11 protein-coding genes are annotated in these 13,724 nt (G+C 26.4%); 8 read left to right on the top strand and 3 right to left on the bottom strand.

Annotated features, from left to right (window positions below; genetic code table 4):
• Positions 1-51: 51 nt before the first annotated feature.
• On the bottom strand, positions 52-618 hold the full coding sequence (locus tag GOQ20_RS00585) for a DUF4256 domain-containing protein (RefSeq protein ID WP_167844989.1): 567 nt from the start codon (positions 616-618) through the stop codon (positions 52-54).
• A gap of 61 nt (positions 619-679) precedes the next feature.
• Between GOQ20_RS00585 and GOQ20_RS00580 the strand changes: the two genes are divergently transcribed.
• The 5 genes from GOQ20_RS00580 (at position 680) to GOQ20_RS00560 (ending at position 7,212) form a co-directional block, all read left to right on the top strand.
• Positions 680-1,504, top strand: a complete 825-nt coding sequence (locus GOQ20_RS00580; RefSeq protein WP_167844988.1) for an MAGa3780 family membrane protein — start codon at positions 680-682, stop codon at positions 1,502-1,504.
• Positions 1,505-1,594: 90 nt separating this feature from the next.
• Positions 1,595-3,052, top strand: a complete 1,458-nt coding sequence (locus GOQ20_RS00575; protein WP_167844987.1) for a hypothetical protein — start codon at positions 1,595-1,597, stop codon at positions 3,050-3,052.
• A gap of 109 nt (positions 3,053-3,161) precedes the next feature.
• Positions 3,162-4,694, top strand: coding sequence for a hypothetical protein (locus GOQ20_RS00570; protein WP_167844986.1), 1,533 nt, complete (start codon positions 3,162-3,164; stop codon positions 4,692-4,694).
• A 313-nt stretch (positions 4,695-5,007) separates the two neighbouring features.
• Positions 5,008-6,411 (top strand): hypothetical protein, encoded by a 1,404-nt coding sequence (locus GOQ20_RS00565; protein ID WP_167844985.1) that lies wholly within the window; start codon positions 5,008-5,010, stop codon positions 6,409-6,411.
• A gap of 300 nt (positions 6,412-6,711) precedes the next feature.
• Positions 6,712-7,212: a hypothetical protein gene (locus GOQ20_RS00560; RefSeq protein WP_167844984.1), complete on the top strand. Its 501-nt coding sequence runs from the start codon at positions 6,712-6,714 to the stop codon at positions 7,210-7,212.
• Positions 7,213-7,260: 48 nt separating this feature from the next.
• Here GOQ20_RS00560 and GOQ20_RS00555 read toward each other — a convergent pair whose 3' ends face one another.
• Positions 7,261-8,628, bottom strand: coding sequence for an FAD-dependent oxidoreductase (locus tag GOQ20_RS00555; protein ID WP_167844983.1), 1,368 nt, complete (start codon positions 8,626-8,628; stop codon positions 7,261-7,263).
• Between the two features lie 225 nt (positions 8,629-8,853).
• On the opposite strand from GOQ20_RS00555, the gene GOQ20_RS00550 reads away from it, so the two are divergent.
• Genes GOQ20_RS00550 through GOQ20_RS00540 form a run of 3 tightly spaced genes read left to right on the top strand, consistent with a single transcriptional unit; the run spans position 8,854 to position 11,623 of the window.
• Positions 8,854-9,603 carry a phosphotransferase gene (locus tag GOQ20_RS00550; RefSeq protein WP_167844982.1) on the top strand — a complete coding sequence of 250 codons (750 nt, stop codon included), beginning with the start codon at positions 8,854-8,856 and terminating at the stop codon, positions 9,601-9,603.
• A 2-nt stretch (positions 9,604-9,605) separates the two neighbouring features.
• The gene (locus GOQ20_RS00545; protein ID WP_167844981.1) at positions 9,606-10,064 is read left to right on the top strand and encodes a YhcH/YjgK/YiaL family protein; all 459 of its coding nucleotides are present in this window, start codon (positions 9,606-9,608) and stop codon (positions 10,062-10,064) included.
• Positions 10,065-10,102: 38 nt separating this feature from the next.
• Positions 10,103-11,623, top strand: a complete 1,521-nt coding sequence (locus GOQ20_RS00540; protein ID WP_167844980.1) for a hypothetical protein — start codon at positions 10,103-10,105, stop codon at positions 11,621-11,623.
• A gap of 71 nt (positions 11,624-11,694) precedes the next feature.
• Here the strand turns inward: GOQ20_RS00540 and uvrB are convergent, their stop codons facing one another.
• Positions 11,695-13,683 carry an excinuclease ABC subunit UvrB gene (gene uvrB, locus GOQ20_RS00535; RefSeq protein ID WP_167844979.1) on the bottom strand — a complete coding sequence of 663 codons (1,989 nt, stop codon included), beginning with the start codon at positions 13,681-13,683 and terminating at the stop codon, positions 11,695-11,697.
• Positions 13,684-13,724 lie beyond the last annotated feature (41 nt).

Genomic DNA, 13,724 nt, shown 5'->3' with positions numbered 1-13,724 from the left:
TAAAAGTAAATTTATATTTGCTAAATTATAACACACCAGCAGCAAATATAATTAACGATTGTTCCCTGGTTTTAAATACACTAGAAACATTTTTATAATAATTTTATATAGGTACGAAAACCCCCTTGAAGAATAGTATGAATCTGCCCCGTTATGGTAGGTAAAAGTTCTTCCGTAGCGCTTATCGCCAAATATTGCGCCGCCTAAATTTCTTAATGAAATATTAGTTAAAATCCAAGAAGAAGTTTTAAGATCGATATCTTTTAAATCTTGGATGAAAAAGTACATTTTTTCATCAACTAATGAGACATTATTTTGCTTGCATCATTCTAAAGCAGAATTTTCTGGAGCAAACTTTTTACGAGTAATTCGAGCTTGCTCATCGTAGTAAAAACTTCTTCTACTTGGAGAATTTACTCCCATTTCAATTAAAAATAATGAACCTTCATATTCAATTAACTCAAGTTCTTCTCCGACTTGAAAAAATGCTTCTAAAGAATCTAGTTTTTCTTTATTTTCTAATATTTCTTTTTGAATTGTTTCTCAAGAAAACCTTAAATTTTCTTGAATTTTGCTTTCATATAGTGATTTTAATAATTTATATGCTCTATTTTCCATATTTAAAATTATATTTGTTTAATTTCTTTTAATATGCTTTTATTTGCTTATAATTCAATTTATGAAATTAACATTATTTTTAAAAGAAAAATACAATTCTTTTACAAAAATGCAAAAAATTGTATTTTTAATTGCGTTAATGACACTTTTTGTCTTAATTGCATCTACTTTAATTAATTGACATATCATTTCTAGCAAAGCAATACAAAAAATAAATCTACTTCAAGCAGATGAAAGAAAATTTTTATTAAATAGTGAATTGCATGGGATCAAAGCACTTGGAATGTTCTGAAGAACAAACCTTACTTTCACTTGATTAAGCAACACATTTTTAGTTATTGCCCTTTTTATTTATGCATTTCACCCTAAAAATTACATCGTTAAACAGGTTTTCTTTTTAGCAATTGTTTACATCACAATTACTTTTGTAGTTTATTGAACTTTAATTTTTGGACCTGATCTTAAAAAATTCACACCTCTATATTTCTTTAATACATTCATAATTCACGCTGTAAACCCTATTTTAGGTTTTGTTGTGTGAATTATGAACAGAAAAGAACTTGAAGTATCTAGAAAAACAATTTACCTTAGTCTTATCACAATGGTTTGTTACTACTTTTTTGCCTTAATAACATTCTTTATGGCATTGCCAATTCATAATGAATTACAAAATGTTCAACTTAAAGAAAATGCTACATTAACAAAAGAATTAGATATGACTATTTATGGATTTTTAAACTTCACACATCCACTTTTCTATAAAGGAACAAATACTTTTGTTATTGTACTTTTAAATATCGTTATCTTTGTATTTGGAAGTGTTTTAACCCCATTAATAGGTCTTTTTTGAACAAAAGTATTTAGAGTCAAAATTAGAAAACGTTAGAAATTCAAGTTAATTTAATTAGTGTTTGTATTAAATATATAAGCAAAAAATCATATTTTTCTACAATAAACAATTTATAAAGGAATGAATATGAAATTTAATAAAAAGAAATTGTTTTTATTTTCGGGTGGATTAGTATCTTTAGTAGTTGCAACTTCTGGACTAGCTTATATACTTGCAAAGTCAAAAGAAGAAAAGAAATTAACTTTTAAAGAATTTTCACCAATACAAAAACTCTATAACCTATCGATGTATCACAATTTGGATTATAAATATGGTCCTTCTACATCAATGGATTGAAGGTTTTTTAATTTTAAACGTGATAACATCATTAACAAAAAAGCTAGCGATATTAAAAACATAGATGATATAGACGATATCATTGAATTTGATTCAAATGATTTGTATCAAAAATACTATGTTTATGGAGTAGAAGCTTTTGACGAAATAGGTCATCTAATCATTTATTTAATTGATAAGAAAGATTGAAATGGTGAAGAAATAACAGATTTTTCTAATATCAAGCTTGAAAATGTACAAATTGAGAATTTTAAAGAAGAAAAAATACCAGATGTTCCTGTGTCTATAAAAACAGAAAAAGAAATTGATAACTCAGTTGGTTTGAAAATTTTAAATTCCAACAATGAAATGATGACAGGGAATGCTAGATTTATAAATTATTTAACACCAGAAAATCAAGGTGAATATCCTACAAAATGATTTTTATTGTCTGCAGGACATTTATTCTTTGAACAAATGGATCAAGAAGAATTTGACTTAACACTTTTCCATACAAATTTAGAAGATAAAACAGTAAAAGCAAAAGTTATTCAAGACGGTAGAGATCAATGAAATTTCAGCGCAGAAGTTTTTAAAAAATTTTTACCTAGAGAATATAGAGATAAAAAGTTGCATACATATTTAGATTATGCAATTATAGAAGTTAATTTTCAAACTGAAGAAGATGCTAAAAAATGAACTTCTATTGACCCAGAAAACGATATTTTTTCTGACTTATATAAAAATAATTTTTATACTTCCTCAGGATATTTCGATCTAGAAAATGGCGAAAATGTCTTTAAATATATCAATACAGAAAATAAGTGGCTTTACCTATTTGATTCTGTTCGTTTTAATCTTAGAATTGACAATTCAACTCATTTTTTCGCTAATGATCAAATTATTAATTCAAATGGAGCTTATTATGTTGATTTATCAACTTCTATAATGCCGTCAGGTACAAAATTTCAAGAAGGATCATCAGGTGTTGTTGAAAAAATAAATTCAATACCAAATATAAAAATTGCTTTTAATGAAAAATCAGGTCTTTGAATGCCGACAAAAATAGTTGAAGAGTTTGACTTTTTTAAAGATGTTTTTTCATCAAAAATAAAGGATAATGCAGGTACTTATTTAATGTCAAACTTTAAATATGACATTTTTAACTATAATGAAAAATTAAATCAATCTAAATCATTTGACAAAACATTTGAAAAACTTTATCCCAATAAAAAATTAGGTTTTAATATGCAAAAGCATTCTTATTAAGGAGATTTCATGAAAAAATTAAGTAAATTTATTTTATCTGGAAGTGTTTTATTATCACCTAACAATGAGTTTAATTTTAGAAACAAAATTAAATTTAAAAAGGCATAAAATGATTAAAAAATATAGAAAATTTTTGAAAAAAGTTGGTTTTATATCCTTTCCAATCATTTCTTTTGTTTCACTAACTAGTTGTTCCATTTCAGATTTAACAGGTTTTGAAATAATAGAAAGACCTGGTTTTAGATTAAAACAAACTAAAAACACCATTTATAGCGTTTCAAGACTTAATAATTTAGAATATAAAAAAATTGATAATTTTAAAAGAAGTTTCGAATTATATGAAAATGTTATAAAAAATAAATATGTAGATCAAATCAAAACTCTTACAAATATAGATTCATTAATATATTTTTATGATAATTCAATATATGATGAATATAAAGTTTATGGGCTTGAAAAATTAGTAGATCAAGGAATTTTAGTAATTTATTTAATTGAATCAAAAAATTGAGACGGACAAGAAATTTCTGATTTTTCTGACAAAAAAATATACACAATATCTATTGGTGGATTTTTAAAAAGAAACGTCTCTTATAAATTGCTTGAATCTGAAAACCATAAAATTGATAATTCGGTAGGAATAAAAATTACTAATAGCGACCAAGAAACCACAATCGGTAATGCTAGATTCATCAATTATTTATCACCAGACAATGAAGGTGAATATCCAAAAAAATGATTTTTATTATCTGCAGGGCATTTATTCTTTGATCAAATGGATCAAGAAGAATTTGGCTTAACACTTTTCCATACAAATTTAGAGGACAAAACAGTAAAAGCAAAAGTGATTCAAGATGGAAGAGATCAGTGAAGCATCAAAATGACACCTTTTGAGTATTTTTTACCTGAAGAATATAAAGATACAGAACTTCATTCTTACCTAGATTATGCAATTATAGAAGTTAATTTTGATACTGAAGAAGAAGCAAGAAAATGAACTTCGACAAGTCAAGAAAATAATATTTTCTCAGAAAGTTATACGAATAATTTTAATCAAAATGCAGGTTATTATGATGTTCAAAATAATCAAAGTGTATTTAAACATATCGAAACTAAAAATAAACAGTTATTACTAGATGCTTTTAAGACTTTGATAATTAACAAAATTTCATTCAATTTCTTCGAAGATAAAAAGTTTTTTGAGTTAAATGGGAAAAAATACATTGATTTATCTTCAATGATCATGCCAACTGGAACTGATTTTGAAAAATCAGCTCAAGGAAGCGTGGAGAAAATTAATTCAGTTCCAAATATTTTTATCGGAACAAGTCAAAATAATGGTCTTTGGTTACCTGCTAAGATGACAAGCGAATTTCAATACTTTGATAAGTATTATTCAAGACAATATCCCAATTCAGGCTCACTTTTAATGTTTAATTATAGATATAACATCTTCTATAACGCAGACAATTTAAACCAAGCTAAGTCTTTCGATAAAACAATAGAAACTCTTTACCCAACTAAAAGATTAGGTTTTGAATTATGTGTTGATCTAAATGAATACACAGGTGGCTCAATTCGAGTAATAGACTTAAATAAACTTATAGAAGCTTATAAAAAAATGAATGAAAAAACAAATTAAGAAAAACAAATAAGTGTGATCAATTGTAAGTTTAATTACAACATGGTGAGTTTAAAAACACAAGAAAAGGAAGTAGCATAAAGCTACCGCCTTTTCTTGTGTTTTTGTTTTTGCTGCACCGGAGATTACATTCGAGCACCTCGATTATAAAGCACAAATTGTTGTTTTATAACTTATAAATTTATAAATAAAATAAAAAATATTAATTTTCATAGTTTTTTTGAAAAAATTAGTTTTTTTCTGATTATAAAAAGTTTTTTCCTAAATATTAAATTATAATGACTATAAAATAAACAATTGATATAGGAGCATTATGAAAAATAAATTAATTCTGATTAGCGAACCAATTTCTAATTTAACAAATTTGGTGTCAGTAGTGTCTAATAACATTAACAATACTGAAATTAGAAAACCAATCACACCAGAAACAAAAGAAAATGAACAAACAAATATTTCTGAATTTTTATTAAGTGAAAATTTGGAGGTTTTTGAAAAAATACAAAAAGACCTTTTAGATGATAAAATTAGTTCTACTAAATTGTCTAAAAATATAAATGACAATGAAATAAAAAAAATAGTAATAAGTTACGCAGAATGGTTATATAAAACAAATAAAATTTCATTCGAAAACTTTAAAAAAATAGAAAATTCTATAAGTGACGAATTATTTTCTAAATTTAGAAAAGAAATTAAAAAATTTTCATTAGAACAAAAAAAAGAATTTCAAAAAAATAAAGAGTTAACAAAACAATTTAAAGAAAATTTAAGAAGAGAATTCACAGATAAAGCAAAAAACTATAAAGTAAACATTATAAGTGATGAAATTAATTCGAAACAAATAGGTATTGAGTTTTTTGAATTACAAGAATTATTAAAACAAACCAAAGAGATCAAACAAAACATATCAGATCAATTAATAGAATTAAATAAGTTATTAAAAAAACTCATGATTGGTTCAATTGTCAATAGTGTTGCAACAATCGTAGTTACAGGTTTGTCAATGTTCTTTCCTTTTTTAGGTATTGTGACAGTAACTACATCTATAATTTCAATCGGTTTATCAATAGCAATATCTAATTTAAAAACCGAAATTAATAAATATACAGAAAAATTAAAAATTTATACAAATCTATTTAAAAATTTAGATAATAAAATACACAGCGATACTCCTGCTCTTGACGCTTGAAATTATATCTGATCCACAGTTTATGGTATAGCCTTTGGAAAGGTCTCTTATCTATATTCTTGAAGTTCAACGCCAAAAGATAAATTTATTTTTACAAAATGATCAGAAATACCCAAATTTGCAAAAGTAAATTTTATATTTGCAGCAGCTGGAGAGAGTGTAAATATAGCTGCTCAAACAATAGATATTATTAAAACAGATGGAATTGTTGATAAATTAAACAATTTTGACAGTGTCCTTGTTGAAAAAATGATAGGGTTAGGAAAAAGGATAGAATCATTAAAAGAATTTGAATGAGTTGTTATTAATGAAAGTGAACAAACAGATTATTATTACAACGGTGGAAAAGGTGGAAAAAACCTTGTTTTCAAGAATCTTCAAACAGGTGATGAAAAAACAATAGATGAAATGTTGGAAGTTCCTGATTGACAATTATATAAATGGCACTTAACAAAAGTGTATAACACTTCATTAAAAGAATGATACATAAGAAAATTACCTAATTCAAAAAAAGAAGATAATTTAGGATAAAAAATGTTCGAGCTTAGTGTTATTCATGTCGTTCTTTATATGTTATTAGTCATTGTTATCTTTGTGTTATTTTTGTATGATAAAATGATACTAAAACTTCCTTATAAAACTTTTTTTGATATTTTTTATAAAAAAATTATTTTATTGGACAAAAGCAATATCTCTATAACTACAAGCGTTTTATTTAAAAAAGGTTGAGAATTATTAAAAAAAGAAATTATTCTTCACAGAAAAGCACTCATTAATATTTTTATATATTTTTTTATAGCATTTTTATGAGGGTTTATCCAAATAATTCTGATGATTTCTGATGTAAATAATCCACTTTTGCCAGGTATAAATAGAAAAGATAGTTCGTTTGAACTAATAATTTCACTTTTTAGTTGCTTTGCATTATTTTGGCTATTATTAATTGCACTTCCTTATGTAGTTTTATATACAAAAACAGCAAAACTAAAAAGAGTAGAAAGCATTTTAAAAAAATGAACTTTTATTAACGATTCTCTATGTTTTGATAAAACATATACCAAAACTAATCAAAAATTACAAGATGGTTTTATAGAAATTAAATGAAGGAGTTATATGTATGGCAGACCATTTAAAAAAATAAGACTAGAAATTAACGATTTTTTTAATGGTTTTGATGGAAATATAAGTGATAACGCATTACTTTCTTATGTTATTTTATGAGGTTGCCACATTAATGTAGATGGTGTTTATTTGAAAAATTATGATGCAATTTATCAAGAATATATAAACACTTTTTATAACGAAATAGAAAATCATTTAAAAGAAAAATAGTTAAAAAACCAATTAGTTTTTACTAATTGGTTTTTGATTTGCAAATTATTATTTTTTGTATTTGATTCCTAGTGCATTAAGCATTGGCATTAAGAAGAAGTTAAATGGTTTATTAAAGTGTGGAAGGAAGTAAACGTCTGTTAAAGCAATTTCAGGAAGTGATAATCCTTTTTGAATTGCAAGTGCAAACATGTAGATAACTTCTGTATGAATTGTTTTACCTCATGAACCAATTTGCACCCCTAAAAGTCTAAATGTGTTTTTGTCGTATGTAATTTTACATGCAACTTTTTCATGATCTCTCATAAATTCTGGTTTATCATTGTCAATTCAGTATTCTGATTCTGCAGCTTCAATTCCAGCTTTAAGAGCAGCTTCTTTTGTAAGTCCAGTTGAAGCATAGTGGCAATCAAAAACATTAATTGCATTTGTTCCAGCAACACCTGGGAATGGCACATTAAGACCGATTAAGTGAAGAGCAGCTACAAGACCACTTTTTACAGCATTTGTTGCTAAAGCTACGTGTGAATAATCATTTGTTACAACATTTTTTAATGCTGCTGAATCACCGATTGCATAGATGTTTTCATCACTAATTGAACGTTGGAACTGATCAACTTTAATTGCGCCATTAGGTAATTTTTCAACACCTTCAAGAGCATCTGTTCTAGGTTTAAATCCGATACATAAAATAACTAAATCAGCTTTGTATTCACCTTTATCTGTAACAACACTTGATACGTGTTCTCCATCTTTAGATTTAAATTCTTGAACTTTTTCACCAAGTTGTAATTTAATACCTTCTTTAGCCATATTTTGTTCCATAACATCAGTAAATTCTGAATCAAAGTAGTTTGGAACAACTCTGTTTTGTAAGTCAATAAGAGTTACATTTTTACCTTTTAAGTGGAAAGCTTCAACAAGCTCAACCCCAATGTATCCAGCTCCTACAACCACAACATCTTTAATTTTCTTATCATTTGCTTTTTCAACAATTTCTTCTGCGTGTTGGAAAAGTTTTGAAAGCATAATGTTTTTGTATTCTTTCCCTTTGATTTGTGGTTCAATTGGTCATGTTCCACCAGCAAAAACTAATTTATCATAATTATCAACAAATTCTTCACCAGTTTCTAAGTTTTTAACAACAACTTCTTTTTTATCTTTGTCAATTTTAATAACTTCATGACTTGTTTTTAATTTAACACCATATTCTTTTACTAAAATTTCTGGAGATGAGTAAAAAAGACCTTCTGAACTTTCAAATTCACCACCAACTCATAATGCAATTCCACATCCTAAGAATGAAGTGTTTGTATTTCTATCATAAGCAACTACTTCTGCATTAGGATTTAATGTTTTAAGTGTTCTTAAAAATGATGTACCTGCATGGTTTGCACCAACAACTAAAATTTTCATATAATTCCTTTCTATCTATTTATTGAAAAATTTTTTTACTCTAATAATTGTATAGTATTTGCTTATTTTTTTCTTAATTGTGGCCACTAATAGGATATTTTTAGTTGAAAATGGAATAATTTCCATAATTTATACCAAAATAATTTCCACAAGCGAAATTGCAAGATAAATAAAGTTTTTAATATAATTATTAAACTTAATGAATTTTTAACAATGAGGAGGTCTATGAAAACAAAAATTGAAGTAGGATATACAAATCAATCGTATAAAGTAGATGATAAAGTCTTTATGCAAGAGAAAAAATACAATGGATTTAACCACAAAATCAATTACGAACTTTTATCCAAATTAGATTTTGTGCCTAAACTTATCGAAAATGATCAAGATATCATCTCTTGAGAATGAATTGATAGTAAGGAAATTATCTTAGATGATAAATTGTTAATTCAAGTTGCTAAAAACCTTAAAACTTTGCATGATTCAAAGCTTGAATTCCCAAAGAATAACTTAGCTGCAAGGGTAAAAAATTATCAAAAAATAATTCGTGAAAAAGGTTTAAAAATTCCAGTGATTGACAAATATTTCAGAAGAATTAATAACATTCTTGCTAAAAGTCTAAAAAATAGACCGCTTCATAATGATCTTTTCCCATTTAACTTTTTAATTGATAAAAACGATAAATTGTATTTTGTTGATTGAGAATATGCAACAATGGGAGATAAGCACTTTGATCTTGCTTACTTTATTTGTTCTGCTCATTTAACTAAAGAGCAAGAAGAAGTCTTTTTAAATGAGTATGATTCTTACTGAGAAGAATACTTAATCCAACAAAAAATTCTTGTGTATTATTTAGTCATTTTATGAGTAAATGCGCAACCAATTAAATATTTTGATGATGCTTTTTACATTGAAAAATTAGAAGAAACTGCTAAAGAATTTGAGTATAAAAAAACAAACAAACTATTTAAGGAATAATTATGATTTTTGATAAATTAACAAATTTAAAAAACTACAAAGGAATGAGTAAAGATTTAGATGCTTCAATTGAGTGATTAATTAAAAATGATTACACACAAATTCCTGAAGGAGTAACTACAATTAATGAAAATGTACTTATCAAAAAAGGTACATTTGACGCTCGTAGATATGCTAATCCAATTTGTGAAATTCACCACAATCATTTTGATATCCACCTTTATGGAGCTCAACCTGAAAAAATTGTATATAACCCACATACACAACTTCAAAATACAACTATTATTTCAGAATACAACAAAGAAAACGATGTTGTGTTCTTTAACGAACCAAATAAAGATGTAGAAATTGAACTTACACCAGGTACATTTGCCTTATTTTTCCCAAATGAAACACATTGTCCAGGGATTAATGACAGTGTAGAAAAAGTAACCAAATACATAGTAAAAATTAAGTCTTAAGGCTTAGTTTTTCTATATTTTTGCCAGAAAGGGACATTATGAGTACAGAAAATAAAAAACTTTTTGAAAAAGAATATTCATTAAAAGAAACAATAAATAAAACTAGAGAATATTACAAAGATATTTATTCAAAAGATGTATCTGATCAAACTCTTTTCTTTTTAATCAATCTTTTCCTTCTTTATATTAAGACAAAAAAAGGTGATATAACTCGCTTTAAAAGCGATTTTGATGTAAAAGATAATGAAATTAATGAGCTGTTAAGTGAAAAAACAGAGCATAAATTCTTTGGTTCTGAATCAACTTATTCAAATGATAATGGACATGAAAAAGGTAAATTAGAGCAAAAAGGCCAAAAAACCAATAAATCTTTATACAAAGACGTGGTTGAAAACATCATAAAAGAAAATTTATCAAAAAATGGGTACATTAAATCACCTTACAAAAAAGAAGAATTAGAACAATATTACGAAAAAGTGGGCTTAAAAGGCATTAAGTGTGATGATTTAAAAAAATGAAAAGAAATCCAAGATAAAAACAAAGAAAATGCAGGCTATGATATTTTGCTTTCTTTAAACGAGTCTTATAAAATTGAACTTAGAGAGGTTATTTTAGAACTCATTACAAAAACAAAAACTGACAAAAGTGAAGAATTTAAAATGTTATTAAATAACATTAAAAAGAGAGAAAATTTAGAAAGTGCCTTAGTATATGTGAAAAATATAGTCGAGGATTCACGTAGAGTGAAAAACTGAGAAGAAAAAATAAAAGAATATTTAGAATCAAAACAATTAAATTCAGATCTAACAATTCATTGTTTAAATAACAACGATCTTTTAGGTGAAGTTTATACAGCTTTAAAATCAGAAAACACTAAAAAGAACAAAGAAATAAAGAAAGTAAGAAAAACCAAAAAATACATTTATATTTGTACTTTAATTTTTGCTTTATTATTTGTTTCTACTAGCATCTTTTTTGATGTGTTCCAAGGTTTAGGGATTTGAAATGAGGAGTTATCAAGAAATGTGTTAATCTATATAGGATTTTCACTTTTAGGTCTATTATCTGTATCTTTTATTGTTCTTGTGGTGTTCATATTGTTAAATAAAAAAGATATTCAATCATACGGAATTGGTGGTGAAATACAATACAAAGACAAATTAAATTTTCATGAAGATGTTATAAAGTCTAAAGAAATAATTGAAGAAATTTTATATGCTATCTCAAAAGAGAAAAATCACCATATTTTAATAACTATTAAAATTATTGATTTTAAAAGGGAAGAATTAAATAAAGAATTTCTGATATCAATGAGAAATTTCACTAGTTCAATTTATGATGCTTTACGTATTTTTAGTAAAGAATTTGATAATAGAAAAGTATATTTTAAATTTATATTTGATATAACTGAAGAAATAAAAATAACAGAAATCACCGATTATTTAAGTAAAATTGGTGACCAAACTAAAATTTTCTCTGAAACCTTTAGTTTTGAAGTGCCAAAGGAAGCAATAAAGAAAATTAAAATAAATAATTTTAGAAACAAAAAATCTAAATAATTGATAAATTTATACTACTAAGTGGGAAACATGCAAAAAAACTTAAAGCTATAAACTTTAAGTTTTTTACGCTATTTTTGCAATTCTAAAAGAATGTCTCTAAGCTCAATTGCTCTTTCATAATCAAGAGCTTTAGCAGCTTCATTCATTTGATCTTTAATTTCTTGGATAAGCATATCTTTTGATTTTTTGTTCATTTTTTGTGAATCTCCAGATTTTTTCTGCTTATCAAGAATTAATTCAACTGCATTCATAATGTCATGACCATGAATTGGCTCTGCAATAGGTTTAATAATGGTTTTAGGCACAATTCCGTGTTTTTTATTGTATGCAATTTGTAATTCACGTTTTTCTTTATTATCATCAATGCAAATTTTCATACTTTTTGAAATACTATCAGCATAAAAAATTGCTTGACCATTTGCGTTTCTAGCTGCACGCCCTGTAATCTGAATTAAACTACGTGCATTACGCATAAAACTTTCTTTATCGGCATCTAGAACAATAACTTTAGATACTTCAGGTAGGTCAATTCCCTCTCTAAGTAAGTTAATTCCAATAACAACTTCATAAATCCCTGATCTAAGCTTTCTTAGAATTTCATTTCTAACAAAAGTGTTATGCTCTGAGTGAATATAAGCAGCTTTAATATCTCTTTCAATTAAGTAAGTAGATAATTCTTCAGCCATTCTTTTGGTAGTTGTTAAAATAATAGTTTTTTCACCTGTTTGCCGCTGAGCAATAATGGTGTCATAAATGTCTTCAATTTGGTTTTTAGTAGGTTTTATAATGATTTCTGGATCAAGTAAACCTGTTGGGCGCACATATAAACGAGTTACAAGTCCATTTGTTTGATCTAGTTCATAATCCCCAGGAGTAGCTGAAATAAAGATTTTTTTGAAGTCAAATTCAGTTTCTCATTCATTAAATTGTAAAGGTCTATTTTCAAGTGCACTAGGTAATCTAAATCCATATTCTACAAGTGATTCTTTACGTGAACGATCACCTTTGTACATTGCGTTTAATTGTGGCACGAACATATGTGATTCATCAATAAACATTAATGAATCTTTAGGGAAATAATCCATAATGGTATAAGGTCTTTCGGCAAAGGTTCTTTGATCAAGGTACATTGAGTAATTTTCAATTCCCTTACACATCCCAAATTCTTTCATATCATCGATATCATTTTTAATTCTTTGATTTAACCGAGTAAGTTCTAAAACCTTACCTTCATTTTTGAATTCTTTAAGTCTGTCTTCAAGCTCTTTTTCAATTTTTGGTATTACAATGTCAAAAATTGAATTATCAGTTGCATAAGCATCCCCGGGTGATAAATTGTAAATATTAACTTTTTTAATAACATTTTTAGTTACTGGATCCACTTCGGCAATTTCGTCAACTTCGTCACCAAAAAAGCTAATCCGAATTGCTTTATCTTCGCTATCTGCAGGTCTAATGATAATATTATCACCTTTAACAGTGAATTCTCCAGGTGCTTGATCCACATCATTTCGATCGTATTTAATTTGAATTAACCTTTTGGTAAAATCTTTCACTGAAATTTTCATACTGGTATAAAATCTAAAGAAACTATCTTTATAAATTTCAGGATTTAAAGCACCATAAATAGCACTAACACTAGCAATTACAATAGTATCTTTTCTTGTTAAAAGTGAGTTAATTGCACTCATTCTTAAAATTTCAATTTGTTCATTAGTTTTTGAATCTTTTTCAATGTAAGTATCGGTTGTAGGCATATAAGCTTCAGGACGATAGTAATCAAAATAACTAATGTAATATTCAACTGCATTTTCAGGAAAAAATGATTTAAGCTCGCTATAAAGCTGGCTAGCTAAGGTTTTGTTATGTGAAAGAATAAGCACAGGCTTATCAAATTCTTTAATAACATTGGCAATTGTAAAAGTTTTACCACTACCAGTAACCCCTAAAAGTACTTGTTGATCAATTCCATCTTTAATGTTTTCAACAATTTCTTTGATAGCTTTTGGTTGATCGCCTTTTGGCTCGTAGTTTGAATGTAATTTATAAATTCCCATAGGTTTAATTATACATTTTTGAATTAAAAATGAGATGTTTT

The sequence above is a fragment of the Mycoplasmopsis gallinacea genome (genome assembly GCF_012220205.1).
In the GTDB taxonomy this organism is placed as follows: domain Bacteria; phylum Bacillota_I; class Bacilli_A; order Mycoplasmatales; family Metamycoplasmataceae; genus Mycoplasmopsis; species Mycoplasmopsis gallinacea_A.
The sequence above is the reverse complement of the archived record's forward strand: the minus strand, read 5'-3'. Positions and strand labels throughout refer to the sequence as shown.